Genomic DNA, 25,471 nt, shown 5'->3' on the forward strand with positions numbered 1-25,471 from the left:
CGAACCGGCCGGCGCCGCGGTGGCGGGCAGACCGATCGCCGCGCAGTTCCCGCCGGCCTGGTTCCACGGCGGGGCGGGCCCGTGTGGGTACCGGCGCCGCACGGGCCCGGACCCCGCGGCCGGCCCGCGGCTCGCCCTCTTCTCCTCCACCTGCCTGCCGCTCGTCGCGGCGAACACGACCATCGGCGTCGACCAGAAGGCCCTCGGCACCGACGAGGCCGCCGCGCTGGTCGGCGCGGCGACGCTCTCCGTCCTCCTGCTCCCGCTTCTGGCACTGAAGCTGCGCGGCGGCGCGACGCGGCCGTCCCTGTCGTCGACGGAGTCGGAGACCTGGTGACGTACGCCGTCCGGGCGGGCTCGGGGGCAGCGGTCGTCCGGGGGTCCGCGCCGCAGTGCACCGCGGGGCGCCGGCGCGGCCGACGGAGGTCAATGACGCGTGCGGCCGCTCAGCCGGGCCTGCGTCAGCCGCCGCACCCGGCGGCTCAGCGCGGTCGCCGCGGCGGTGAGGAAGACGAAGCTGTACAGGATCTGCACGACGACCGTCCCACGCGCCGCCTGCCCGCGCGGGGTGATGTCGCCGTAGCCGATGGTCGCCAGCGTCACCAGGGTGAAGTACAGGGCGTCCACACGTGTCTCCAGACCCGTGAACGCGCCCGGGCGGCGGGCGAGGACGAAGTACCCGGCGGCGAAGACCAGCACCGACAGGGACAGCAGGACGGCGATGACGAGTCCGGAGCGGGTGCCGGGCCTGTCGAGCAGGACGTCACGGATCTGCCGCACGATCAGCGCGGCGATGACCGCCAGCGCCCCGCAGAACAGCGTCCAGCTCAGCACCGGACGGCCATGGCCCAGCCGGTCGAGGGGGAGCAGGAAGTAGCCCGTGGCCGCCGCGGCCACCAGGAGCGGCGCAGTGGCCGCCCGGCCGGCACCGGACATGGTGGACCATCCCCTCGTCAGCACCGCGGCCCGGTTCCGGCCTCGGCAGACGGGGCCCATCGGCGCACGGCGCCGGACACCGCGCCGTGGCCCACCCGTCCCGCCATGCCGCCTCCGCCTGCTGTGCGATCGCTGCCACCTCAGTGAAGAGCCACCGCCCGCCCGTCGCACGCCGAGACCCCCCGCTTCCCCGTCCTCGACACCGACGGCTCCGGACGCCCTCCTGACACTTCACTCGGACGGCGTAGCCCCCGTGGCCGCATCGCCGCGCGAGCCCGAGGGTCGAAGGTGACCGGTGCGGACGGCCGGAACGGCACGGTCCGCCCCCGAGAACGGAGTGTCCCCCATGACGACACAGCCACGCACCGGACCGCCGACGGGCAGCCACGGACCGGCGGCCACCGGCGGTTCCTGGGCCGCGGGCGGCGCCACCTTCGCGGGCGTCCTGCTGTTCCTCAACGGCGTCCTGGCCGTCTTCCAGGGCATCGCCGCCATCGCCGAGGACGACGTCTACGCCCGGATCGGCAGCTACGTCTACGAGATCAACCTCACCGGCTGGGGCTGGATCCTGCTGATCCTCGGCGTCATCGTGGCGCTCGTCGGCGGCGGCATCCTCTCCGGCGCGGCGTGGGCACGGGCGGCGGGCATCGCTCTCGCGTCGCTCAGCCTGATCGCGCAGTTCCTCTTCCTGCCGTACGCGCCGGTGTGGTCGGTGGTCATGATGGCCATCGACGTCTTCGTCATCTGGGCGCTGGCCACGTACCGCTCCGAGCCGACGGTGCGTTGAGGCTCCGGCGGCACCGGCCCACCGCGTCGGCCCACGCTGCGCGCATGGCCGTGCAGATGGCCGCAGGGCCGCCTGCCGACGCGGCCGGGCCCGGAAGGGATTGCCATGCGCCGCTGTCCACCCATCGCCGACCACGGCATGGTCGGCGACCTCCAGACCGCGGCCCTCGTCTCCTCCGAGGGCGTGGTCGACTGGATCTGCGCACCCCGCTTCGACTCCCCGAGCCTCTTCGCGGCCCTGCCGGACCACGACCGCGGCGGCCACTTCGCGATCACCGTCGACGGCACGGACGTCACCACGCGTCAGCCCTACCCGGCCGGCACCGCCGTGCTCAACACCCGCTGCCTCACCCCCCGTTCCAGGCCGTCGACGAGTTCCCTCGCCGTCGAGGCGGCGTCGGGCGGCTCTTGGAGCGGCGCCCAGTGACCGGTGCGGGTGCGGCCGGTCCGCCGCCGGTCGGCCTCGCCTGAAGGTCGATCGAGAGAGAGCCGCCCGGGACCGCGCCGTCGGTGCAGAGAGCCGTCCGCCGGCCGTCCCAGCCGCGGTCGGCTCCGCCCTCCCCGGCTACAATCGCCGGGGCCGGCACAGCCGACCGCAGGAGGCGCACCCGTGGGCACGGCCCGCACGCTCGCTCACGCGTACCGACGCTTCGGCGAGGTCGACGCCGCCGGGATCTCGCCGCTGTACGAGCGCGTCGCCGTCGCGCTGAGCGAGTCCGCCGAGGCGCTGCAGGCGATCGGGACGGCGCCGGCACGCAGGCGGCAGCCCGCGCTGATCCTCGCCGCGCTGCACGACCTCGCCCTCGCCGGACGCGCCCCGGCGCTCGCCGCGGCCTATGCGGCCGAAGACGGTGACGCCGCCGCCGACGCGGCGATCGACACGCTGCTGCGCCAGGCCGACTCGGTCGTGGCCGTCGCCGTCCGGCGCCGGCGGACGCGGCCCGACGAGACCGGCCGCTGCGCGGTGCTGTACCCGGCCGTGGCCGAGGCGGCACGCCGGGTGGGCGCGGACGCGATCGGGCTGATCGACGTGGGCTGTTCGGCCGCGCTCAATCTGAACGTCGACCGCGTGCGCATCACCTACGGCGACGGACGGTCGCTGGGCGACCCTTCGTCCCCCGTGCACATGCCGGCGTCGCTCGTGGGAGACCGGCCCGTTCCGGCGACGGCGATGCCCGAGGTCGCCGCCCGCGTGGGCGTCGACGCCGACCCGGTCGACGTGACCGACGCGGACGACGTCCGATGGCTGCGCGCCTGCGTCTGGCCGGGCCGGCCGGAGCGTGCCGCGCGGCTCGAAGCGGAGATGGCGCTGGCGGCGACGGCCCCGGCGTCGCTGCTGCGCGGCGACGTCGTGGAGATGACGCCCGAGGCCGTGGCCCGTGTGCCGGCGCACGCCCTGCCCGTCGTCACCACGACCTGGGCACTGTCGCGCATCCCGGCAGAGGACCGCCGGCTCTTCCTGGACCGCCTCGCCGAAGCCGCGGCCGGCCGCTCGGTGGCGTGGGTGTCGGTGGAGGGGGTCGGCGTCGCGCCGACGGTACCGACCCTCGGCGACCGCCCCGCTTCCGGGCACAGCATCATCGGCCTGACGGTGCTCGACGGTTCGGCCCCGCGCGGTGAGGCCCTGGGCCGCTGCTGGTCACGGGGCCGCATGCTGGCGTGGCTGTCGGACTCCTAGGCTCCGTCGTGCAGGGCGGCACGGTCGGCGTTCCGGGCGTTGGCGGCGCGCCGCCCGGCGGACCCCGGCCGGAAGTCATGCGTCCACAGGGCTCGTGAAGTCGTCCCCTCCCTCACGCCAAGGACGTGCCGCCACCCTTCCGAGTTCGCATACATGAACGTGCATCACGTACAGGTCTATTGACGCACCCACGGCAGCCACCCTAGCTTCACGCAGAAAGCGATTTCCAACGATCCGTCACAAGGCCTGCTCCCCCGCATTTTCCGCGTGCGCCCTGCACCCTGGCATCCTGGAGACGACCATGCGCCTGGCACCCCCCACCCTGTCCACCGGCCTCGCCGGCGTCCTGGCCGGGCTGCTCGTCCTGTCCTCGGCAGTGGGCGCGCACGGCGTCCCCGGGGACCCTGCGGCACAGACCGGCGCCCGGGCCCTGGCGGGCGAGTTGTACGTGGCGGGCAACGGGAACGACAGCAACCCGGGGACGCTCGCCGCCCCGTTGAGGACCATCCAGCGCGCGGTGGACCTGGCGCAGGCCGGCACCACGATCCAGGTCCGGGGCGGTACGTACGCACCGAGCGCCAACATCAAACTGCTCAAGAGCGGCACGGCGAGCCAACCCATCACCCTGCGCAACTACAACGGCGAGCGCGTGGTCGTCGACGGCGAGAACATGCCGTACACGCCGGGGGCCGTGGGATCCAGCATTCCCCGGGCGGAGCGCGGCGCGGTCCACATCGAGGGGGAGCACTGGCGGCTGATCGGTCTGGAGATCGTCCACGGCCCCTACGGCGTGTTCGGCCTGGACACCGGCCACAACGTGTTCGACCGGCTCGTCACCCGGGACAACTACGAGTCCGGTTTCCACCTCCAGGGCGCCTCGAGCCACAACCAGATCCTCAACCTGGACAGTCACGGCAACCGCGATCCGCGCAAGAACGGCGAGAGCGCCGACGGCCTGGCCATCAAGGAGGGTTCCGGCGCCGGCAACGTGCTGCGCGGAGCCCGCCTGTGGAACAACGCGGACGACGGTCTGGACTTCTGGATGTTCGCCGACTCGCCGATCCTCGTCGAGAACACCCTCGCGTGGGGCAACGGCTACAACCGGTGGAACCTGCCCGACTATCAGGGCGACGGCAACGGCTTCAAGATGGGCGGCAACGGCGTGGCGGCGGGCCACACCGTGCGCAACAGCATGGCGTGAGACAACTCCGCGGGCGGCTTCGTCGACAACGACAACCCGGGCAGGATGACCATCGACCACTGCACGGCGTGGGACCACCCGAAGGCCGGGTTCGACTTCAGCCGCTCCTCCAGCACGCTGACGAAGAACCTGGCGGTGGCCAACGGCACCAACGCCTCGCTCGGCCCGGCTTCCACGGGCAGCGGCAACTCCTGGAACCTCGGCGGCAGCTGGTCGTTCACCAGCACCAACCCGAGCACCATCACCGGATCCAGGACGGCGACGGGCGCCATCCCGTCCTCCACCTTCCTGCGCCCGAGCAACGGCGCGGACGTCGGCGCGCGGTTCTGAGCGGCAGGCACGTCCGAGGACACCGGGAAGCGCGCCGACAGATATCCGATCGAGGCCCCGGGGCAAGCGCCCCGGGGCCTCGTCGTGCGTTGACCTGTGATGCGAGGTTCGACATCCGATCCCATGTCGAAAGTTTCGCAGCGCGTTCGACGATGTGCGGAGGCATCCGTCAACACCGTTGCGCTGCACACACCTTGACCATGCTGGAAATGCACCCCTAGATTCCCCCGAGAGGTTCGCACACATGCGCCCTATTCACATATGTGACCACATTCGAGGAGGGGAACCCGTCAACCCCTCCGCACCATGCGCTCCATCAGTGGAAACTTTCGAATGCGAGGATGTCTTATGCATGCCCGTATGGACGACAACGGCAGTCAACCGCCGAGCCGGCGGTCGGTTCTCGGCTGGGCCGTCGGCACGGCCGCGCTCGCCGGCCCGCTCGGCTCGGTGCTGGACCCCTCCGGCGAGGCGCTCGCCGCCGAAGGGAGCGTCGTGGAGCGGTCCGCGCGTCCCACTGATCCCGGCGCGTACATCTCCTTCACTCCCGTCCCGGGCGGGTTGGCGTTGGTGCGGGCGGGCCGCGCGGTGCCGTTGGTGGTCAGCGACGACGACTGGCCCGGCGTCGTGCGCGTGGTGGGCGACCTGCGGGACGACATCGAGCGGGTGACCGGGGTCCGGCCGGCGGTCGTCCGGGGTGAGGCGCCGGCGGCGCGGGAGATCACGATCGTCGGGACGATCGGCCGCAGCCCGCTGATCGACCGGCTCGTGGCCGCCGGGAAACTCGACGTCAGCGGTATCGAGGGCAAGTGGGAGACGTCCCTGCAGACCGTGGTGGACAAGCCGTTGCCTGGAGTCGAGCGCGCGTTCGTGATCGCGGGCAGCGACCAGCGCGGCACCGTCTTCGGCGCCTACGACGTGTCCCGGGGCATCGGCGTCTCCCCCTGGTACTACTGGGCCGACGTCCGGCCCGTGCACCGGGACGCGCTGTACGTCCGGCCCGGCCGGCACACCCAGGGCACTCCGGCGGTGAAGTACCGCGGCTTCTTCATCAACGACGAGAACCCGGCCCTGGGGACCTGGGCGCCGGCGACCTTCGGCGAGGGCAAGGCGCCCGGGCATCCGGGCGGGTTCAACGCCGCGTTCTACGCGAAGATCTTCGAGCTGCTGCTGCGGCTGAAGGGCAACTACCTGTGGCCGGCGGTGTGGGGCCGTGCCTTCGCCGAGGACGACCCGGACAACCACGCCACCGCGAAGGCGTACGGCGTCGTGATGGGCACCTCCCACGAGGCGCCGATGATGCGCGGCATCGAGGAGTGGAACCGGCACGCCGTGCCCGCCGTGCGCGACAAGGACGGTGTCGTCGTCATTCCCGGGCGCGATCCCTACGGCGGCACCGGCGAGTGGTCGTTCCGGTACAACGCCGAGGCGGTCAAGGCGTACTGGCGCGACGGCATCCGGCGCATGGTGGACGAGGACTTCGAGGGCGTGGTGACCCTCGGGATGCGCGGCAACGGCGACACGGCGCTGAGCGACGGCGACGGCATCGAGCTGATGGAACGGATCATCGCCGCCCAGCGGGAGATCCTCGCCGAGGTCACCGGCAAGGACGTCACGACCGTTCCGCAGGTGTGGACCATGTACAAGGAAGTGCAGCGGTACTGGGACGAGGGGCTGCGCGCCCCCGACGACGTCACCGTCGTCTTCACCGACGACAACTGGGGCAACGTCCGCAAGCTCCCCGGCGCCGCCGAGGACGGACGCAGCGGAGGGTACGGCCTCTACTACCACTTCGACTACGTGGGGGCCAGCCGCAACTACAAGTGGGTCGACACCAACTCCCTGCCCAACATCTGGGACCAGCTCCACCAGACGTACGCCTACGGCAGCCACGGCCTGTGGGTCACCAACTCCGGTGACGTCAAGGGCAACGAGCGGCCCACCCAGTTCTTCCTCGACTACGCCTGGTCGCCCGACCGCTGGACCCTGGACCGGCTGCCGGAGTGGGATCTGCGGTTCGCGCGGCAGAACTTCGACGGCCGGTTCGCCGACGAGATCGCGAAGGTGCTCAGGACGTACGAGCACCTGCAGGCGCGCCGCAAGCCGGAACTGCTCAACCGCCGCCAGACCCTGGGCGACCCCGCGAACCCGTCCACGATCGTCACCGACGACCAGGCCTCGCCGTTCAGCCTGACCGACTACCGGGAGATGGACCGCGTCACCCGCGAGTGGCAGGACCTGGCCGGCCGGGCCGACCGGATCGCCGCCGAGTTGCCCGCGAGCGAACAGGACGCGTGGTTCGAGCTGGTCGGCTACGCGGTGCGGGCCACCGCGAACCTGTATCTGCTGCGGCAGGCCCAGTTCACCAATCTCCTCTACGCCGCCCAGGGCCGGGCCGCGACCAACGACCTGGCCGACGCCGCCGAGGCCCGGCTGGCCGACGACTTCGCGCTCGCCGACCGTTTCAACAACGAGGTTGCCGGGGGCAAATGGAAGGGCTTCCAGACGCAGACCCACATCGGCTACGGCGACAAGGCCCGCTACGGGGCCGACGCCGCCTGGCAGGAGCCGCCGCGGCCCGATCGGATCTACCCCGCCGTCAAGCGGATCGCTCTTCCCGCCGCGGCGGAGATGGGCGTCGCCGTGGACGGCTCCGACAAGTGGTGGCCGCACGAGCCGGGCGAGGCGGTGCTGCCCGCGTTCAGCCCCTACCAGACGCAACCCGCCCAGTACATCGAGGTGTTCAACCGCGGGACCGCCCCGTTCACCTACCGCGTCGACACGGGCGTGCCGTGGCTGACCGCCGACCGCCCCGGCGGCACGGTGGACCTGCAGCAGCGGGTCGTCCTGAAGGTGGACTGGGACCGGGCGCCCCGCGGCGTCCGCCGCGTGCCGGTGAGGGTCACCGGGTCGGAGGGGACCGAGGTCACCGTCCAGGCCGTCATCGAGCGTCCGGCCGCTGCGCGCTCCCGGCTCAAGGGGTTCGTCGAAGCGGGTGGCCATGTATCCGTCGAGGCAGCGCACTTCTCCCGCTCCGTCGGCGCCGGCGGCGTGTCCTGGCAGCGCGTCCCCGGCATCACCCGCACCGGCGACGGCATGGAGCCCTTCCCCGTCACCGCCGCCCGCCGCTCCCCCGGCCAGGGCCCCCGGCTCGAGTACGACATCAGCCTCTTCACCACCGGCCCCGTCACCGTCTGGGCGTACGTCTCGCCGCGCAACCCGGCCCTGCCCGGCCGCTCCGGACTGCACTACGCCGTCTCCCTCGACGACGCGGCGCCGCAGACCGTGGACGTCGTCGCCGCCACCGGCGCCAGCGACCTCACCATGAACACCGGGTGGGGCCGCAACACCGCGGACAACGTCAACCGGACCCGGACCGTCCACCACGTCGACACGGCCGGGCACCACGTCCTGAAGTTCTGGATGGTGGACCCCACCGTGGTCCTGCACAAGATCGTGATCGACACCGGCGGCCTGAAGTACAGCTACCTCGGCCCGCAGGAGAGCCGGTGGCTGTCATGAGACGTGCGTCCCTGCTGGCCGGGACGGCCTCCGCACTGGCCGCGGCCGTCACCGGCGCCGTCACGCCCTCGGCGGTCGCGGCGCCCCGGAGCCGTCCGTCCGGTGACGCGACGGCGCCGGCCGCCGGCGCCCACTGGGTGCACACCTGGTCGGCCACGCCCCAGCTGACCGAGCCGCACAACATGCCGCCCGCGCCCTTCACCGGGACCGGCCGCGTCCTCGCGGACACCACACTGCGCCAGACGGTGCGCGTGTCGGTCGGCGGCCGGCGTCTGCGGCTGCGGTTCTCCAACGCGTTCGGGGGCACGAACCTGCCGATCACGGGCGTGTCCGTGGCCCGTCCCGCCGACGGGAGGGCCGGCGTCAGCGCCGTCGTGCCCGGCAGCGCCCGCCCGGTCACGTTCGGCGGGCGACCGGGCATCGACGTCCCCAAGGGCGCCCAGGCGGTCACCGATCCGCTGGACTTCGCCGTCCGGCCGGGAGAGAACCTGACCGTGACGCTCCACCTCGCCGAGGGTCAGGCGTCCACGGACATCACCTCGCACCCCGGGTCGCGCACGACGTCGTACCTGCTGGCCGGCGACCACCTCACCGCCGGCGAGCTGCCGGGGGCCACGGCGGTCGACCACTGGTACTTCCTCAGCGGCGTCGAGGTGCGGGCGGGGCGGCGGACCTCCACGACGGTCGTTCTTGGCGACTCGCTCACCGACGGCCGCGGCTCCACGACCAACGGCAACGACCGCTGGCCCGACCAGCTCTTCGAACGTCTCCGGTCGGGTGCGGGCGACGATTCCGTCGCGGTCGTCAACGAGGCCGCCGGCGGCAACCGGGTCCTGCGCGACGGCCTCGGCCCCAACGCCCTGGCCCGGCTGGACCGCGACGTCCTGTCCAAGAGCGGCGCGGACCGGCTCGTCGTCTTCCACGGCGTCAACGACATCGGCACGGCCGGCACGTCCGAGGAGTCCGCACGGCGGATCACGGCCGAGCTCACCGAGGCCTACCGGCAGATCGTGGTCCGGGCCCACGCCCAGGGCATCGCCGTCTACGGGGCCACCCTGACCCCCTTCGGCGGCAACGGCTACGACGACCCGGCCGGGGGCCACGAGTCCGCGCGTCAGGCCGTCAACCGGTGGATCCGCACCGGCGGTGTGTTCGACGCCGTGATCGACTTCGACGAGGCCGTCCGCGATCCACGGGCGCCCCGGCGCCTGCTGCCCGCCTACGACACCGGCGACCACCTGCATCTGAACCCCGCCGGCTACCGCGCCCTGGCCGAGGCCGTCCCGCTCGGCCTGTTCCGCCGGCCCGCGGCCGTCTCCGGCCTCTGACCGCACCGAGTGCGTCCCCGCCCGGCGGCCGCCACAGCGCCGGGCGGGGACGCCCGCGCGTCCGGCTCGCGTGGCGGAGCGGCGGCCCGTCGCGTCGGCACCCCGGCGGTCACCGAGCCGCCCCGCTCCCCTCCACGAACGTCTTGGCCGCGGTCAGCTCGGTGAGCCAGCCCTTGTCGTTGCCCTCGCGCTCCTTCAGCCACGCCGCCGGGTCGTCGGCGAGGCCGGAGAACCCGCTCTCCACCACGCGCAGGGTCACCCCGCCGCCGTCCCGCTCGTCGATCCAGAACTCGACCAGGGTCGTCGGCGTGAACTCGTCCCGCGTCGGCGTCCCGATCCAGCGGAATGCCGCGTAACGGGGCTTGTCCAGCTCGACCGTCCGGAACCGGAACTCGCCGAGGGACGGATGGCGCACCACGGCCACGTCGTCCTCGTACCGCAGATCCGGCTGCGGGTCGACCACGCCGTCGTTGATGTACCAGCCGGGCCGCGCGACCAGCTCCCACACCCGCTCGGCCGGGGCGTCGATGTCGATCTGCCGGGCGATCCGGTCCAGCTCGACCAGCTCTGCTTCCGTGTACGTGACGTCGTCGTTCACAGGTGTCTCCCTTGCCATTGACGTGCAACTCAAAGGTTGCACAGCTCGGGGGCAACTGCAACTTGCCGGTTGCACTGTTCGACGAAACTCCCGGTTCCGGGACAACGGCGAGGCCCGGCCGTGGACGACCGGGGGTCGGACGTCCGGAACGGCCGGGCCTGCCGAAGCGGCCGGGAGTCGGCGGCGCGTCCCCGCGTCAGCGGGCCGCGAGGAGTTCGAGCGTGTCGATCACACGGTTCGAGAAGCCCCACTCGTTGTCGTACCAGGCGACCACCTTGACGTGGCGGCCGTCGACCCGGGTGAGCGCCGAGTCGAAGATCGAGGAGGCGGGGTTGCCCGTGATGTCGGAGGACACGAGCGGGTCCTCCGAGTACTCGAGGATGCCGGCGAGCGGGCCCTCCGCCGCGGCGCGGTACGCCGCCAGCACGTCGTCGCGCGTCACGTCGCGGGCGACGGTCGTGTTGAGCTCGACGATCGAGCCGACCGGCACGGGCACGCGGATCGAGTCGCCCGACAGCTTTCCGTCGAGGCCGGGCAGCACCAGGCCGATCGCCTTGGCGGCGCCCGTCGTGGTCGGCACGATGTTGACCCCGGCGGCGCGGGCGCGACGGGGGTCGCGGTGCGGCCCGTCCTGCAGGTTCTGCTCCTGCGTGTAGGCGTGCACGGTGGTCATGAACCCGTGCTCGATGCCGGCGACCCGGTCCAGCACGGCCGCCAGCGGCGCGAGCGCGTTGGTGGTGCAGGAGGCGTTGGAGACGATGGTGTGCAGGGCCGGGTCGTAGGCGTCGGTGTTGACCCCGAACGCGAGCGTGACGTCGGCGCCGTCCGACGGCGCGCTGACGAGCACCTTCCGCGCGCCCGCGTCGAGGTGGGCGCGGGCGGCCTTGGCCGAGGTGAAGCGGCCGGTGGCCTCCAGGACGATGTCGACGCCGAGTTCGGCCCACGGCAACTGCGCCGGCTCACGCTCGGCCAGCACCCTGATCCGGTGGCCGTCGACGACGAGGGCGTCCCCGTCCACCGTCACCGGACGCCCGAGCCGGCCGGCCGTGCTGTCGTAGGCGAGGAGCCGGGCCAGAGCGGCGGGCTCGGTCAGGTCGTTGACGGCGACGATCTCGAGGTCGCTGTCGCGCTCCAGGCGCGCGCGCAGCACGTTGCGTCCGATGCGGCCGAAACCGTTGATGGCGATGCGAGTCATGAATGGTGTCCCTTCCCTTCGCCATCAGGTTCGCCCGCGGCGCGCGCCCGTCGACAGTGGCGTGATCGCCATGGTTCACAAGGATCCCGCCACCCCCCGCCGCAAGGTTGCCGCAACGCCACGGCCGTCGAACGGCGCGGCGAACGGCGCGCTATTCGCGCCGGGTGAAGGTGCGCCGGTACTCGCTCGGCGTCGTGCCGAGGATGCGCTGGAAGTGCAGGCGCAGGTTCGCGCCGGTGCCGAGGCCGACGTCGGCAGCGATCTGCTCGACGCCGCGCTGCGAGCGCTCCAGCAGTTCGCGGGCGAGGTCGAGGCGGGCGCGCATCACCCACTGCATCGGCGTGTAGCCGGTCTCCTCGACGAAGCGACGGGAGAACGTGCGCGGCGACACCCCGGCCTGACGCGCCAGTATGTCGAGGGTGAGGGGCTCGCCGAGCCGGTGCAGGGCCCACTCGCGGGTGGCGGCGAAGCGTTCGCCGAGCGGTTCGGGGACGCTGCGCGGCACGTACTGGGCCTGGCCGCCGCTGCGGTAGGGGGCCGCGACCAGACGGCGAGCGGCGTGGTTCGACGCGGCGAGCCCCAGGTCGCGTCGCAGGATGTGCAGGCACAGGTCGATGCCGGAGGCGGCGCCGGCCGAGGTGAGCACGCTGCCCTCGTCGACGAACAGCACGTTCTCGTCCACCCGGACGCGCGGATGCCTCGTCATCAGCGCCTGCGTGTAGTGCCAGTGGGTCGTGGCACGTCTGCCGTCGAGCAGGCCCGTGGCGGCGAGCGCGAACGCGCCCGTCGAGATGGCGGCGAGCCGCGCGCCCCGGTCGTGCGCGGCGATCAGCGCGTCCACGACGGCCGGCGGCGGGTCGTCGCGGTCCGGGAACCGGTAGCCGGGGACGAAGACGATGTCGGCCCACGTCAGCGCGTCGAGGCCGTCGGCGACGTAGTACGACAGACCGTCGCCGCCGGTCACGAGGCCGGGGGTCGCCCCGCAGACCCTCACCTCGTACGGCATGCTCGCACGGGTCGAGAACACCTGCGCGGGGATGCCGACATCGAGCGGTTTCGCGCCCTCGAGCACGAGGACGGCGACGCGGTGCAGACGGGAGGCTGACACGGGAAGGAGGTTACTGCGCGGAAAGATCCGTTCCGGAACGTGGACGCCTGTTGGCGTGGAGCGCCGGCTGCGGTACAAATAGGCCTCATGAATCCCGAGCCCTTGGTGCGACGCCTGGTCATCGACCTGTGCCGACGCCCGGGCTCGTGTTGTTGCTGACCCGGCCTGCCTCTACCAGGCTTTTCTGACACGCCCCGCGGTGCGGTGACGCCACCCCGCGCCCGGGCGGTTCCCGCACCCTGACACCGGGGTGCGCTCCCCTCGTCACCCCTCACCTTCGCTCGGGTCCGGCCGCCCATGTCGGTCGACGGCAGCCGCTCGTGTCCCGGCGCCCCCTGGAGGACGCCCGTGTCCACAATTCCCCCTGCCACAAAGGCAGATGACAATCCGTCAACCACCGCCACAGCTTCCACCCCGCGTCCGCCGGCACGGGAGCGGGACCGGCGGACCGGCCTGCGCGGCGTCGCGCTGCCGTTCGGCTCGCTCCTGCTCTTCCTCGGCCTGTGGCAGCTGCTGGCGGCGAGCGGGACGTGGAGCGAGACGCTGGTGCCGCCGCCGGCCACGGTGTGGGAGGCGTTCATCGACGTCTCCACCACGCACGACGGCGTACGCGGCTACAACGGCACCACGCTGGTGGAGCACCTCGGCATCAGTCTGCGGCGCATCGCGCTGGGCGCGGGCATCGGCATCGCCGCCGGCGTGGTGCTCGGGCTGCTCATGGGCACCGTCGGCTGGGTGCGCTCGCTGTTCGAGCCCTGGATCACGTTCCTGCGGACGCTGCCGCCGCTGGCGTACTTCTCGCTGCTGATCATCTGGCTCGGCATCGACGAGGAACCCAAGGTGACGCTGCTGGCCGTGGCGGCCTTCCCGCCCGTGGCGGTGTCCACGACCACGGCCGTCACGGCGGTGCCCAAGAGCCTGATCGAGGCGGCCCGTGCGCTCGGCGCGTCGCGGTGGGACGTGGTCAGGGACGTCGTCGTCCCGTCCGCGCTGCCCGAGACGCTCACCGGGGTCCGGCTGGCCGTGGGCGTGGCCTACTCCTCCCTGGTGGCCGCCGAGTTGGTCAACGGACTGCCCGGCATCGGCGGCATGGTCAAGGACGCCGCCAACTACAACAACACCCCCGTCGTCCTCGTCGGCATCATCGCCATCGGCGTCTCCGGCCTGATCATCGACGGCCTGCTGCTGCGTCTGGAACGCACGGCCGTTCCCTGGCGCGGTCGCGCGTAGAACGTCTCCGGCCCCTTTGCGTCCATCCCGCTCGCTCTCCTCCTCCCGCCCTCTTTCCTTCCTTTCCTTCCTTTCCTTCCTTTCCTTCCGCACAGAACGGCTCCGTCATGTCCCGTGTCTCCCAGGGTCCTTCCCGTCGTCTCCTGCTCGCCGGCGCCTTCGCCGCCGTCTCCGCGGCCGTCACCGGCTGCTCCTCGGACAGCGAGGCGTCGGCGTCCGGCGGCTCCAAGCGGCTGCGGATCGGCTACTTCGCCTTCCCCAGCGGCGATCTGCTGGTGAAGAACAGAAAGCTGCTGGAGAAGGCGCTGCCCGGCTACGAGATCACCTGGATCAAGTTCGACTCCGGCGCCAGCGTCAACCAGGCCTTCCTCGGCAAGTCCCTCGACATCGCCGCGCTGGGCTCCAGCCCCTTCGCCCGCGGCGTGTCCGGCAGTTCGCCCATCCCCTACAAGGTGGCCTGGATACTCGACGTCGCGGGCGAGAACGAGGCCCTCGTCGCACGCAGGGCCACGGGCATCACCGACATCGCCGGGCTCAAGGGCAGGAAGATCGCCACCCCGTTCGCGTCCACCTCCCACTACAGCCTGCTCGCGGCACTGGACGCGGCGGGTCTGAAGCCGTCCGACGTCGAACTGATCGACCTGCAGCCGCAGCCGATCCTCGCCGCCTGGCAGCGCGGCGACATCGACGCGGCCTACGTCTGGCTGCCGACGCTGGACGAGCTGCGCGCGACCGGCACCCAGCTCACCAGCAGCAAGGAGATCGGCGCGGCCGGCAAGCCGACCCTCGACCTGGCCGTCGTCTCGGACGATCTCATCGCCAAGGACCCGGGGGCGATCGACGCCTGGCGCGAGGCGGAGGCCGAGGCGCTCAGGCTGCTCAAGTCCGACCCGGACGGCTCGGTGCGGGCCGTGGCCGCCGAGCTGGGCATCAGCACGGCGGACGCCGAGGCGCAGCTGGCGCAGGGCGTGTTCCTCACCCCCGAGCAGGTGGCCTCCGCCGACTGGCTGGGGGGCGAGGACGGCCCGGGCAAGCTGCTCGGCTACATCACCGACACCGGCCGGTTCCTGGCCGACCAGAAGCAGATCGACGCCGCGCCCTCCGAGGACGTGGTCCGCGAGGCGTTCTACCTCAAGGGGCTGGCCGATGTCCGCGCCTGAGACCGCCGAAGCCGCGCAGGCGGTGGCCGCCGAGCCCGCCGGGTCCGTCCGTGTCGACGGCGTCGTCCACCGGTACGGCAGGGGCGAACAGACCGTCACCGCCGTCGGACCGGTCGACCTGACCGTCCCCACCGGGGAGTTCGTCGTCCTGGTGGGCGCCTCCGGCTGCGGCAAGAGCACGCTGCTGCGGCTGATCGCCGGCTTCGAGCGGCCCACGCACGGCTCGGTGCGGGTCTCCGGCGCCGACCCGCGGCCCGGCGAGACGTCCGGGGTTGTGTTCCAGACGCCCCGGCTGTTCCCGTGGCGGACCGTGCGGGGCAACATCGACCTGGCGCTGCGCTACGCCGGGGTGGAGCGCGCCCAATGGCCGGTGCGACGGGCCGAGTTGCTGGCCAGGGTCGGTCTCGCGGGTACCGAGGAGCGGCGGGTCTGGGAGATCTCCGGCGGACAGCAGCAGCGCGTCGCGATCGCCCGGGCCCTCGCCGCGGAGAATCCGCTGCTCCTGCTCGACGAGCCGTTCGCGGCGCTGGACGCGCTGACCCGGGAGCGGCTCCAGGAGGACGTGCGCCGGGTGGCCGACCTGACCGGGCGGACGACGGTGTTCGTGACCCACTCGGCGGACGAGGCGGTGTTCCTCGCCTCCCGCATCGTCGTACTGACCAGGAGCCCGGGCACCGTCGCCCTGGACCTGCCCGTCACCCTGCCCCGCGGCGACGTCGACGCCGAAGGGCTGCGCGGCTCGCGGGAGTTCGCCGAGCTGCGCGCCCAGGTGTCCCACGCCGTCAAGGCGGCAGCGGCGGCCTGAGCCGCGTACCGGCACCCGACCCGTACCACCACGACCACCCGTAACCCACGGGCGAAAGGACATCCCCATGAGCATCCTCCGCGAACGGCCCGCGCTCGCGCAGCTTCCGATCACCGAACTCGGCCCCCGCTTCGGCGCGGAGATCCACGGCATCGACCTCGGCCGCCTCGACGACGACCAGGTCCTCGCGCTGCGCGAGGCGCTGGTCGCGTACAAGGTCCTCTTCGTGCGGGGCCAGCACACTCTGGACGACGCCGCGCAGATCGAGTTCGGCAGGCGCCTGGGCGAGGTCACCGTCGGGCATCCCGTCCACGACTCGGGCGACGTGGCCCCCGAGGTGTACTCCCTGGACAGCCAGGACAACGGTTTCGCCGACGTGTGGCACACGGACGTGACGTTCGTGGAGCGTCCGCCGGCGATCTCGGTCCTGCGGGCCGTGGTGCTGCCGCCCAGCGGCGGCGACACCAACTGGGCGGACAGCCAGCTGGCCTACGAGTCGCTGTCGCCGGGGCTGCGGGCGTACGTCGACACGCTCACCGCCGTCCACGACGGCAGCCGTGAGTTCGGCTACTACCTCGCCCAGCGCCGGCAGGGCCGGGGCAACCTGTGGGAGGGCGAGGTGTTCACGGAACTGACGCCGGTGGAGCACCCGGTGGTGCGGGTGCACCCGGAGAGCGGTCGCAAGGGCCTGTTCGTGAACCCCGGTTTCACCTCGCACATCGTGGGGGTCTCGGAGTACGAGAGCCGGGGTCTCCTCGACATCCTGTACGCCCACCTGACCAAGCCCGAGCACGTCGTACGGCATCGGTGGCAGCCGGGGGACGTCGCGCTGTGGGACAACCGCAGCACCGCCCACTACGCCAACCGCGACTACGGCACGCGGCATCGCGTCATGCACCGCATCACCCTGCGCGGGGACACCCCGGCCGGCCCGGCGACCGTCGCGGCGGGCTGACACCCCCTCGTCCGCGCTCCCGTCCCGGCGGGCGGCGCGGCATCCGTTCGGCTCCCTCCCGCCTGCGCGCGCGGCCGACGGCGCGGACGGTGGGAGCATGTCTCCCCTTCCAGGCGTCCGCGGCCGTGACGGCTCCTTCACCGGCGAGGTGACGGACGCCGTCACGGCGCGGGCCACGCTGCTCGTGCTCGGCGTGGTCGCGCTCCAGTTGCTGTTCATCGCCTCGTACGTGGGGGCGCTGCACGACCCGGCGCCGAAGGACGTCCCCTTCGGCGTGGTGGCGCCCTCGGGCGCGGCCGGGCGGACGGCGGACCGGCTGGACCGGCTGCCCGGATCACCCCTGGACGCGCGCCCGGTGGGCGACGAGGCCGACGCCCGGAAGCAGATCCTGGACCGGGAGATCGACGGCGCCCTCGTCGTCCACGCCCGCGGGGGCGCCGACACGCTGCTGGTCGCCTCGGGCGGCGGCACGGTCCTCGCCACCGCCCTGGAGGGCCTGGTCGCCCGGGCCGAGGGCGCGGAGCGGCGCGACGTGCGGACCGTCGACGTGGCCCCGGCCTCGCCGCGGGACTTCGACGGGCTGTCGTCGTTCTATCTGGTCGTGGGCTGGTGCGTCGGCGGCTATCTGTGCGCGTCGATCCTCGCCATCAGCACCGGCGCCCGCCCCGCCACCCCCCGCCGGGCGGTGATCCGCCTGATCGTGATGGCGCTGGTCGCGGTCGTCGGCGGACTCGGCGGCGCGGTGATCGTCGGGCCGGTCCTGGGCGCGCTGCCGGGCGGTGTGGCCGCTCTGTGGGGTCTGGGCGCCCTGGTCACGTTCGCGGTGGGCGCGGCCACCCTCGCCCTGCAGGGCGTCTTCGGCGTCGTCGGCATCGGGCTGGCGATCCTGCTGGTGGTGATCGCCGGCAACCCGAGTGCGGGCGGCGCCTTCCCGTTGCCGATGCTGCCGCCGTTCTGGCGGGCGATCGGCCCGGCACTGCCGCCGGGGGCCGGGACGTGGACGGCCCGCTCGATCGCCTACTTCGAGGGCGCCGACGTGACGGCCGCGCTGCTGGTGCTGTCGGGGTGGGCGGTCGCCGGGGTGGCGGTCACCGTGCTGGCGGCGGCGCGGAGAGGCGGACGGCAGTCGGCGCGGGCGTCCCTTCGGCCGCCGTGACGATTGGCCGGTGCGGTGGGCGGACATGCACTCACCGACGAACGGACGAAGGAGCCGAGGTGACGAGGAACCCCGCCGACGCGGTGGAATCGATGGAGCAGCTCGCGACGGTCTGGCGTGCCATGGTGCTCGACCGGAACCCGGGGGCCGACGTCCGTGACCTGCCGGGCATCGCGGTCCGCTGGGCGGGCTGCCGGTTCGCCTTCTGGAACTGCGTCACGCTCACCGACACCGGAGCCGGCCCGGACCTGCTGGAGCGGCGGCTGGGGCAGGCGGCGGACCTGATGCGGTCGAAGGAGCACGCGGGCTTCCTGTGGGTCTTCGAGGACCTCCTGGGCGCCGAGGCGCGCGCGAACCTGCCGACGGCGGCCGGGCGGGCCGGTCTTGCGCACGCCTTCACGGGCGTCGGCATGGCCGGTGACCTGCTGCCCCTGCCCGAACCCGCGCACCCGGACCTGACGTTCGTCCGCGTCGCCACGGACGAACACCTGCGCGCCTACGCGGACCTCAACTCCCGCGCCTACGGCATGCCCCTGGAGGACGGCCGCGACGGGCTCGCGGGCTCCGCGCTGTGGCGCGGCGAGGTGCACGCCTGGCTCGGCCTCCGGGACGGCGTCCCGGTGAGCTGCGCCGGATCGGTGGCGGCCGACGGCCGCCTGTTCGTCGCGCTGGTGGCCACGGACCCGCGCTGGGAACGCAACGGCTACGGCGAGGCGGTGACCCGCAAGGCCCTGTACGAGGGCGCCCGCGCCACGGGCCTGACCCGCGCGACCCTCCATGCGACGGCGGCCGGCGCGCCCGTGTATCGCCGGATCGGCTTCGCTCCGAACTCGCCGCTGCACTTCTTCGCCCTGGGCAGCTGAGCACGGGCGGTCGACGCCAGGTCACCGCTGCCTGGCCGACCGGACTCGGAAAGCACCTGGGCAACGGTGGAACGTGACCGTCCGGCGCATGCGGTCGAGCCCCGGGACACGTCGTGACGGCGGGCCGCGCGGGGTACGGGGCTCGGACGGCCGACGGGCGCGGTGCCCCGCACCGGCCCCGTCCTTCAGCTCAGGCCCTGGACCGCGTAGATCCCTCCGAAGGCCGTGGCCAGGATGCCGAGCAGCAGGCGCAGGACGGGCTCCGGCAGGCGCGGTTGCAGATGGGCGCCGAGATAGCCGCCGATCAGACCGCCGAGGCCGCAGGCCAGTCCGAGGCGCCAGTCGGGGGCGACCTCGCCGGCGCCGGTCAGGGACAGCAGCGCGAAGGTCGCCGCGCCGGCCACGGAGGTGACGAACGTGGCGGCGAGGGCGGCAGGGGCGACCCGGCTCACCGGCATGCCGCGGCCGACCAGGACGGGGCCGAGCAGGGAGCCGCCGCCGATTCCGTAGATGCCGCCGATGATCCCGACGGCCACGGCGAGGGCGATGACGAAGCGGGGCGAGGGTTCCGCCGCCGGGGCGGGGCGGCCCGGGCGCGGGGTACGGGCGATCAGCCACAGGCCGAGCGGCAGCAGCAGCCCGGCGACCAGCAGGCGGAACACGCTCGCCCCGGGCACGGCGAAGACCCGCACCGCGGCGCCGACGACCACGCCGGGCAGCGTGCCCGCGACCAGGAGGCGGGTCAGCGGGCTGTTCAGCACCCCCGCGCTGCGGTAGCGCACCAGGGCGCCCGGCCCGGCCACCACGTTGTACAGCAGGTTCGTCGGGGTGACCGCCGGACTGGGCACGCCGAAGGCGCTCAGCTGCACGGGCAGCAGGAAGACCGCGCCCGAGACCCCCACGGGCGCGGTCACCGCCGCGATCGTCAGGCCGACGGCCAGGCCGTACAGCTCCGCCGGCACCGCCACGTCAGCCTCCGATCCGTGCCATGTCGGCCACCCCCGCCGCCCGTTCGCACATCCGCCCGGTGTTCGTCCGCTCGGTGTCGTCGTCGAGCCCGCGGGCAGAGCGGCCCCCGCCGGCCGGGGGCCGTCAGTACACGGTCACCGGATGCCGCACCACGGCGTCGAAGAGGTAGCCCTGGGCGTTGGGCACGGCGACGTCCGGCTGGCTGCGGCCCGCGGTGTCGGTGGCGCGGGCCAGCAGTTCGACGGGTCCGGGCGCGACGGGCCTCCAAGGGACGGACCAGCGCGTCCAGCTGTCCGGGCGGGGGCGGTCGTGGAGCCGGGCCGGGCGCCAGTTCGCGCCGCCGTCGGTGCTGACGTCGACCCGCGCGATCGCTCCCGCGCCCGACCAGGAGCGGCCGTGCAGCACCTGGCCGGCGCCCGCCGGGAAGGCCGCGCCGCGCACCAGCTCGAAGGCGCTCTTGACGGTCTGCCGGGTGAGGGGCGCGCTGCCGCCCTCCGGGTGGGCGGAGCCGAACAGCCGGTAGAACGTGGTGTTCCACGGCGAGAACAGCGGCTGCGCCGACACCTCGATGTCGCCGACCCACTTGACCGACGCGATCCCCACCCAGGAGGGCACGAGCACGCGCACCGGATACCCGTGGTCGGGGGGCAGGGGCTCGCCGTTCATCTCGTAGGCCAGCAGCACGTCGTCGAGGGCCTTGGCCAGCGGCAGCGGGCGGCGGACCCGGCCGAGGTTCTCCCCGCCGCTGACGTACTCGGCGTCCAGGCCGCGGGGCTGGACGTCCACGGCGCGGGAGGAGAGTCCGGCCCGGCGCAGCACGTCGGCCAGGCGCACCCCGCGCCAGCGGGCGACGCCGACCGCGCCCAGCGTCCAGGCGGTGCCGGTGACGGCCTCGCCCTGCTGGGAGGCGTAGTACGTGCGGCCGTTGCCGGCGCATTCCAGGAACGCCGTGCGGGTGACGGAGGGCAGGGCGCGCAGATCGTCGTAGCCGAACTCCACCGGCCGGTCCTCGCCGGGTGCCCCGCGCAGTCCGCTGCCCCACAGCCGCAGTCGCCAGTCGTGGGCGTCGAGCAGGGGGGTGGCGGTGTGGTTGCGGACGAAGAACAGGTCGTTCGGGGTGAGGCGGCCGGTCCCGCGCAGGGCCTCCCAGCGGGTCTCGGCATTGGTGCCGCGCAGGATGAACGACTCGGGCGGCAGCGGTTTGACGATCGTCGCGTCCGAGGCGCGTCGGGGACCGTCGGCGCGTGCGGGGCCGGGCGTGGGGAGCGCGGTCGCGGCGGCCGTGGCGGCGAGCAGCGTGAGCAGACGGCGGCGGCCGACGCCGTCCGCCCGGGCGTCGCCGGCGAGCCACTGGCGCAGTCTGTGCCGGTCGTATGCGGTTTCGTCGTGCCGGGCGGCGGATGCGGGCATGGCGGTCCTCGTCATCGGTGTGGCCGGACAGGGGGCGGGGCGGTGGTGCGAAGGCGGAAAGCGCCTGGGCGCCGGTGCGCGGGACGGGTCGGGCCGGCTGTCGCGTCAGCCGCGACAGCCGGCGGACCACACCCGACCGAAGTCCGTGCGGTCATGGGCGACCGGACGCGGCGCGGCGTTCATGTGATCAGTTGAGCAGCCCTGCGCCCGTCTCGTCAATCGTGCGCCTCTGAAGTGCAGGTTCACCCTTGGTCCCGGATGATGAGATTCAGTTGTCCAGAATACGAACACCCCCTTGGGATGCACGCCACCGTCTGCCACGATCCCTAGCAACCAGGTAGGAAAACTAGGGATCGGGGGTGGTCATGGGCGCGCTCACGCACGCGAACCGGTGGCTGCCTCTGCTGACCACGCGCCGCCACATCGACCTCGGCCGCACGTCCAGCGCCATCTGTCGGCCTTGCGACGCCCCCGCAACCGACGCGTCGCCCGGCGACGCTCCGTCGTCCCACCTCCCTGATCGCCCTTTTCCCCGAGAGGACACTCCGTGTCTGCCGCAAGACCGCTCTCCGCCCTGCGCACCCTCGCCGTCATAGCCGCGCTCCCCCTCGTCCTCACCGCCTGCGGCTACGGTTCCGACTCCGCCGACGAGGGCGAGCAGGCGGAAGTCGCGGCCGGCGCCGAGAAGCTCTCCGCCGACGAAGTGACGATCGGCTACTTCCCGAACCTGACCCACGCCACCGCCCTGGTGGGCGTACAGGAGGGCCTGCTCCAGAAGGAACTGGGCGGCACGACGATCAAGACGGCCACGTTCAACGCCGGCCCGTCCGAGATCGAGGCGCTCAACGCCGGTTCCATCGACATCGGCTGGATCGGCCCCTCCCCCGCCATCAACGGCTACACCAAATCGAACGGCCAGAACCTGCGCATCATCAGCGGCTCCGCCTCCGGGGGCGTGAAGCTGGTCGTCGACCCGAAGAAGATCAAGTCCCTCGACGACGTCAAGGGCAAGAGAATCGCCACGCCCCAGCACGGCAACACCCAGGACGTCGCGTTCCTCAACTGGATCGCCGACCAGGGCTGGAAGGTCGACGCCGAGAGCGGCAAGGGCGACGTCTCCGTGGTCCGCACCGACAACAAGATCACCCCGGACGCCTACAAGTCCGGCTCCCTCGACGGGGCCTGGGTGCCGGAGCCGACCGCCTCCAAGCTGGTCGCCGAGGGCGCGAAGGTGCTGCTGGACGAGGCCGACCTGTGGCCCGACAAGAAGTTCGTGATCACGAACATCATCGTGTCGCAGAAGTTCCTCGAGGAGCACCCGGACGTCGTGGAGGCCGTGCTGCGCGGCTCGGTGAAGACCAACGAGTGGATCAACGCCAACCCCGAGAAGGCCAAGGCGTCCGCGAACGCGGCGCTGGAGAAGCTGTCGGGCAAGGCGCTGCCCGCCGAGGTCGTCGACCCGGCCTGGGAGTCCATCACCTTCCTGAACGACCCGCTGGCCGCCACCCTCAACACCCAGGCGCAGCACGCGGTCAAGGCCGGTCTGCTGGAGAAGCCCGACCTGGCCGGCATCTACGACCTCGCGCCGCTCAACAAGGTCCTCAAGGCCGAGGGCGAGACCGAGGTCGACGACGCCGGCCTCGGCGCGAAGTGACCACTGCCGTATCCCGATGAGTTCCCAGGAGGTGACGACCATGGCCACCACGGTCGCCAAGGCTGCCGAGGACGCCGCGGCGGTGACGTACGCCGCCCGTGTCGAGCACGTCTCGAAGTCCTTCCCGGTCCCGGGCACGGCCCGCGGACAGCAGCTCGTGCTGGACGACATCACGCTCGACGTCGCACCCGGCGAGTTCGTCACCCTCCTGGGTGCCTCCGGCTGCGGCAAGTCCACGCTGCTCAACCTGGTGGCGGGCCTCGACCGGCCCTCCGCCGGCTCGATCGGCACGGACGGCCGGCCCGCCCTGATGTTCCAGGAGCACGCCCTGTTCCCCTGGCTGACCGCGGGCCGGAACATCGAACTCGCCCTGAAGCTGCGCGGGGTGCCCCGGCCGGAGCGCAGGCCCGAGGCGGAGCGGCTGCTCGAACTCGTCCGCCTCAAGGGCGCGTACGGCAAGCGGGTGCACGAGCTGTCCGGCGGCATGCGCCAGCGCGTGGCGCTGGCCCGCGCCCTGGCGCAGGACAGCCGGTTGCTGCTGATGGACGAGCCGTTCGCCGCGCTCGACGCCATCACCCGTGACGTCCTGCACGACGAACTGACCCGTATCTGGGGCGAGACGGGCCTGTCGGTGCTGTTCGTGACGCACAACGTGCGCGAGGCGGTGAAGCTGGCGCAGCGCGTGGTGCTGCTGTCCTCGCGGCCCGGTCGGATCGCCAGGGAGTGGACCGTCGGCATCCCGCAGCCCCGCCGGATCGAGGACGCCGCGGTCGCCGAGCTGTCCCTCGAGATCACCGAAGAACTGCGCAAGGAGATCCGCCGCCATGGCCGGCACTGACACGGACACCGGCGTGGGCGCCGGAAGGACGCGCGACGCACAGGACCTGGCGGGGCTGGAGGCCGGACTCGACGCGCTGGAGACGGTGCAGACCGCCCGTACGCCGCTGCGCGAGACCCTGCTGCGCAAGGCGCTGCCGCCGGTCACCGCCGTCGCGCTGGTCCTGGTGGTCTGGCAGCTGCTGGTGTGGTCGGGGGCCGCGCCCGACTACAAGCTGCCCTCGCCGTCCGCGGTGTGGGACGAGGTGACGGACGCGTGGCTGCGGGGCACGCTGCTGGACTACATCTGGACCAGCGTCTCGCGCGGTCTGGCCGGCTTCCTGATGGCGCTCGCCATCGGCACGCCGCTCGGCCTGCTGGTCGCCCGGGTGCGGTTCGTCCGCGCTGCCCTCGGCCCGATCCTGTCCGGCCTGCAGTCGCTGCCGTCCGTGGCGTGGGTGCCGCCGGCCGTGATCTGGCTCGGCCTGAACGACTCGATGATGTACGCCGTGATCCTGCTCGGCGCCGTCCCGTCCATCGCCAACGGTCTGGTCGCCGGCATCGACCAGATCCCGCCGCTGTTCCTGCGGGCCGGGCGCACGCTGGGCGCGACCGGGCTGAGCGGCGCCCGCCACATCGTGATGCCGGCCGCGCTGCCCGGCTACCTCGCCGGCCTGAAGCAGGGCTGGGCGTTCTCCTGGCGCTCGCTGATGGCCGCGGAGATCATCGCCTCCTCGCCCGATCTCGGCGTGGGCCTTGGGCAGTTGCTGGAGAACGGGCGGAACAACTCCAGCATGCCGCAGGTGTTCCTGGCCATCTTCCTGATCCTGCTGGTCGGCATCGCCATCGACCTGCTCGTCTTCAGCCCGCTGGAGCGGCGGGTGCTGCGCAACCGGGGGCTGGTGACGGCGCGTTAGCCGACGCCGGCGGGTCGGGTGCCCGGGGCGCGGGTGAAGCGTTCACATGGTCGTCCTGCGCGATCACGTCGTCCTGCCCGGCCACAGGGAGCCCGTGGTCGCAGGCCGAGCCGCACCGGGCCGGCGGCCCGTGGCGTCGCCCGGCGCGTCAGAGGACGGCGAGCAGGTCGTCCAGCGGGGCGGGGACGCGGGCGGGGTCGAGGGCCTCGACGAGGACGCGGCCGTAGCGGATCTTGCGTCCCTTCTTCGTGCCGAAGAAGCGCCGCAGCTGCTGTTCGGGCGGGCGGCCCTGCTGAGCGGGCTGGCGCAGGAAGGTCCGCAGGGGACGCAGCTCGCCCTCCGCCCGGACGAGTTCGGTCACCCGTCTCACGCCGAGGGCGCGGATCAGCTCGTCCTCCAGGTCCGCCGCGCAGACGAAGTACCCCTGCCGGCCGGCGCCCGCCCCGTCCAGGGCGCGGGCGTAGTAGGGCCGCTCCCGCTCGTCGCACAGGCCGGTCAGGCGCAGGCCGAGGCCGCGCGGCCCGAGGAGGTCGGCGAAGCGGCCGACGCTCATCGCGCCGCCCATCGCCAGGACGCAGACGCCCTCGGCCTCCAGGTCCCGGCCGCGTCCTTCGGCCAGCGCGTCGACCGCCGCGACGTCACTCGGCCCTTCCAGCAGGACCACCGCCCGGACGGACAACCGCTCCGCCAGCTCGCGTGCGGGGTCGCCGGAACCGCCGGCCGCCCACGCGGTGACCGCGTCCCGGAAAGCCCTCATGTCTGCCATGGCACGAGTCTGCGCCGTCCGCGGCCCCGGCGGTAGGCAATTTCCGCCGCCGCCGGACACCGGCGAGGGCATCTTCCCGTGCCTCCCC

General features: G+C 73.0%; 23 protein-coding genes and 2 pseudogenes. 18 read left to right on the top strand and 7 right to left on the bottom strand.

The features are described from left to right. Nucleotides 1-69 precede the first annotated feature (69 nt). Nucleotides 70-337: pseudogene (locus tag ABZY13_RS23335) on the top strand (cation:proton antiporter); the annotation flags it as partial. 89 nt (nt 338-426) lie between these two features. Here ABZY13_RS23335 and ABZY13_RS23340 read toward each other — a convergent pair. Further along, complete coding sequence (locus tag ABZY13_RS23340) at nt 427-936, bottom strand: potassium channel family protein (RefSeq protein ID WP_356633769.1); 510 nt, start codon at nt 934-936, stop codon at nt 427-429. Between the two features lie 346 nt (nt 937-1,282). Here ABZY13_RS23340 and ABZY13_RS23345 point away from each other — a divergent pair, with 346 nt between their 5' ends. From ABZY13_RS23345 to ABZY13_RS23375, 7 genes and pseudogenes are all read left to right on the top strand, one after another. After that, the gene (locus tag ABZY13_RS23345; protein ID WP_356633771.1) at nt 1,283-1,723 is read left to right on the top strand and encodes a hypothetical protein; all 441 of its coding nucleotides are present in this window, start codon (nt 1,283-1,285) and stop codon (nt 1,721-1,723) included. 105 nt (nt 1,724-1,828) lie between these two features. Then, nucleotides 1,829-2,077 (top strand): annotated as a pseudogene (locus ABZY13_RS23350) (trehalase-like domain-containing protein); the annotation flags it as partial. 255 nt (nt 2,078-2,332) lie between these two features. Beyond that, on the top strand, nt 2,333-3,400 hold the full coding sequence (locus tag ABZY13_RS23355; RefSeq protein WP_356633773.1) for a DUF2332 domain-containing protein: 1,068 nt from the start codon (nt 2,333-2,335) through the stop codon (nt 3,398-3,400). Between the two features lie 301 nt (nt 3,401-3,701). Continuing rightward, entirely contained in the window at nt 3,702-4,601 is a 900-nt protein-coding gene (locus ABZY13_RS23360; RefSeq protein WP_356633775.1) for a DUF1565 domain-containing protein, read from the top strand. Between the two features lie 45 nt (nt 4,602-4,646). Further along, entirely contained in the window at nt 4,647-4,931 is a 285-nt protein-coding gene (locus ABZY13_RS23365; protein ID WP_356633777.1) for a hypothetical protein, read from the top strand. 348 nt (nt 4,932-5,279) lie between these two features. Next, a complete protein-coding gene (locus ABZY13_RS23370) occupies nt 5,280-8,453 on the top strand; it encodes a glycosyl hydrolase 115 family protein (RefSeq protein WP_356633779.1) in 3,174 nt (1,057 codons plus the stop codon). After that, on the top strand, nt 8,450-9,781 hold the full coding sequence (locus ABZY13_RS23375) for an SGNH/GDSL hydrolase family protein (RefSeq protein WP_356633781.1): 1,332 nt from the start codon (nt 8,450-8,452) through the stop codon (nt 9,779-9,781). Before ABZY13_RS23370 ends, ABZY13_RS23375 begins: the two co-directional genes overlap by 4 nt. Before the next feature lie 109 nt (nt 9,782-9,890). On the opposite strand, the gene ABZY13_RS23380 is transcribed toward ABZY13_RS23375, so the two are convergent. From ABZY13_RS23380 to ABZY13_RS23390, 3 genes are all read right to left on the bottom strand, one after another. Next, nucleotides 9,891-10,379: an ATPase gene (locus tag ABZY13_RS23380; protein WP_356633783.1), complete on the bottom strand. Its 489-nt coding sequence runs from the start codon at nt 10,377-10,379 to the stop codon at nt 9,891-9,893. Between the two features lie 196 nt (nt 10,380-10,575). After that, nucleotides 10,576-11,574, bottom strand: coding sequence for a type I glyceraldehyde-3-phosphate dehydrogenase (gap, locus tag ABZY13_RS23385; RefSeq protein WP_356633785.1), 999 nt, complete (start codon nt 11,572-11,574; stop codon nt 10,576-10,578). A 151-nt stretch (nt 11,575-11,725) separates the two neighbouring features. After that, nucleotides 11,726-12,682 carry a helix-turn-helix domain-containing protein gene (locus ABZY13_RS23390; protein WP_356633787.1) on the bottom strand — a complete coding sequence of 319 codons (957 nt, stop codon included), beginning with the start codon at nt 12,680-12,682 and terminating at the stop codon, nt 11,726-11,728. 453 nt (nt 12,683-13,135) lie between these two features. Here ABZY13_RS23390 and ABZY13_RS23395 point away from each other — a divergent pair, with 453 nt between their 5' ends. The 6 genes from ABZY13_RS23395 to ABZY13_RS23420 all read left to right on the top strand — a co-directional run bounded on the left by ABZY13_RS23395 (nt 13,136) and on the right by ABZY13_RS23420 (nt 18,851). Continuing rightward, nucleotides 13,136-13,912 (top strand): ABC transporter permease, encoded by a 777-nt coding sequence (locus tag ABZY13_RS23395; RefSeq protein WP_356633827.1) that lies wholly within the window; start codon nt 13,136-13,138, stop codon nt 13,910-13,912. A 107-nt stretch (nt 13,913-14,019) separates the two neighbouring features. Beyond that, complete coding sequence (locus ABZY13_RS23400; RefSeq protein WP_356633789.1) at nt 14,020-15,072, top strand: ABC transporter substrate-binding protein; 1,053 nt, start codon at nt 14,020-14,022, stop codon at nt 15,070-15,072. Continuing rightward, nucleotides 15,059-15,877, top strand: a complete 819-nt coding sequence (locus ABZY13_RS23405) for an ABC transporter ATP-binding protein (RefSeq protein WP_356633791.1) — start codon at nt 15,059-15,061, stop codon at nt 15,875-15,877. Before ABZY13_RS23400 ends, ABZY13_RS23405 begins: the two co-directional genes overlap by 14 nt. Nucleotides 15,878-15,944: 67 nt before the next feature. Then, entirely contained in the window at nt 15,945-16,832 is an 888-nt protein-coding gene (locus ABZY13_RS23410; protein ID WP_356633793.1) for a TauD/TfdA family dioxygenase, read from the top strand. Nucleotides 16,833-16,929: 97 nt separating this feature from the next. After that, nucleotides 16,930-17,988, top strand: coding sequence for a DUF3533 domain-containing protein (locus ABZY13_RS23415; RefSeq protein ID WP_356633795.1), 1,059 nt, complete (start codon nt 16,930-16,932; stop codon nt 17,986-17,988). A gap of 92 nt (nt 17,989-18,080) precedes the next feature. Beyond that, on the top strand, nt 18,081-18,851 hold the full coding sequence (locus ABZY13_RS23420) for a GNAT family N-acetyltransferase (protein ID WP_356633829.1): 771 nt from the start codon (nt 18,081-18,083) through the stop codon (nt 18,849-18,851). Nucleotides 18,852-19,036: 185 nt separating this feature from the next. On the opposite strand, the gene ABZY13_RS23425 is transcribed toward ABZY13_RS23420, so the two are convergent. Both ABZY13_RS23425 and ABZY13_RS23430 read right to left on the bottom strand, forming a co-directional pair. Next, nucleotides 19,037-19,819, bottom strand: coding sequence for a TSUP family transporter (locus ABZY13_RS23425; RefSeq protein WP_356633797.1), 783 nt, complete (start codon nt 19,817-19,819; stop codon nt 19,037-19,039). Between the two features lie 124 nt (nt 19,820-19,943). Next, entirely contained in the window at nt 19,944-21,230 is a 1,287-nt protein-coding gene (locus tag ABZY13_RS23430; protein ID WP_356633799.1) for a sulfite oxidase, read from the bottom strand. Nucleotides 21,231-21,595: 365 nt separating this feature from the next. Between ABZY13_RS23430 and ABZY13_RS23435 the strand changes: the two genes are divergently transcribed. Genes ABZY13_RS23435 through ABZY13_RS23450 form a run of 4 tightly spaced genes read left to right on the top strand, consistent with a single transcriptional unit; the run spans nt 21,596 to nt 24,617 of the window. Further along, a complete protein-coding gene (locus tag ABZY13_RS23435) occupies nt 21,596-21,826 on the top strand; it encodes a putative leader peptide (RefSeq protein ID WP_356633801.1) in 231 nt (76 codons plus the stop codon). After that, on the top strand, nt 21,778-22,884 hold the full coding sequence (locus tag ABZY13_RS23440; protein ID WP_356633803.1) for an aliphatic sulfonate ABC transporter substrate-binding protein: 1,107 nt from the start codon (nt 21,778-21,780) through the stop codon (nt 22,882-22,884). Before ABZY13_RS23435 ends, ABZY13_RS23440 begins: the two co-directional genes overlap by 49 nt. 16 nt (nt 22,885-22,900) lie before the next feature. Continuing rightward, entirely contained in the window at nt 22,901-23,722 is an 822-nt protein-coding gene (locus tag ABZY13_RS23445) for an ABC transporter ATP-binding protein (RefSeq protein ID WP_356633805.1), read from the top strand. Continuing rightward, a complete protein-coding gene (locus ABZY13_RS23450; protein ID WP_356633807.1) occupies nt 23,709-24,617 on the top strand; it encodes an ABC transporter permease in 909 nt (302 codons plus the stop codon). The genes ABZY13_RS23445 and ABZY13_RS23450 overlap by 14 nt, the downstream gene beginning before the upstream one ends. Before the next feature lie 148 nt (nt 24,618-24,765). Here the strand turns inward: ABZY13_RS23450 and ABZY13_RS23455 are convergent, their stop codons facing one another. After that, nucleotides 24,766-25,383, bottom strand: a complete 618-nt coding sequence (locus tag ABZY13_RS23455) for a TOPRIM nucleotidyl transferase/hydrolase domain-containing protein (protein WP_356633809.1) — start codon at nt 25,381-25,383, stop codon at nt 24,766-24,768. Nucleotides 25,384-25,471: the final 88 nt, after the last annotated feature.

Origin of the sequence: Streptomyces sp. NPDC006610, from assembly GCF_040611575.1 — a bacterium.
In the GTDB taxonomy this organism is placed as follows: domain Bacteria; phylum Actinomycetota; class Actinomycetes; order Streptomycetales; family Streptomycetaceae; genus Streptomyces.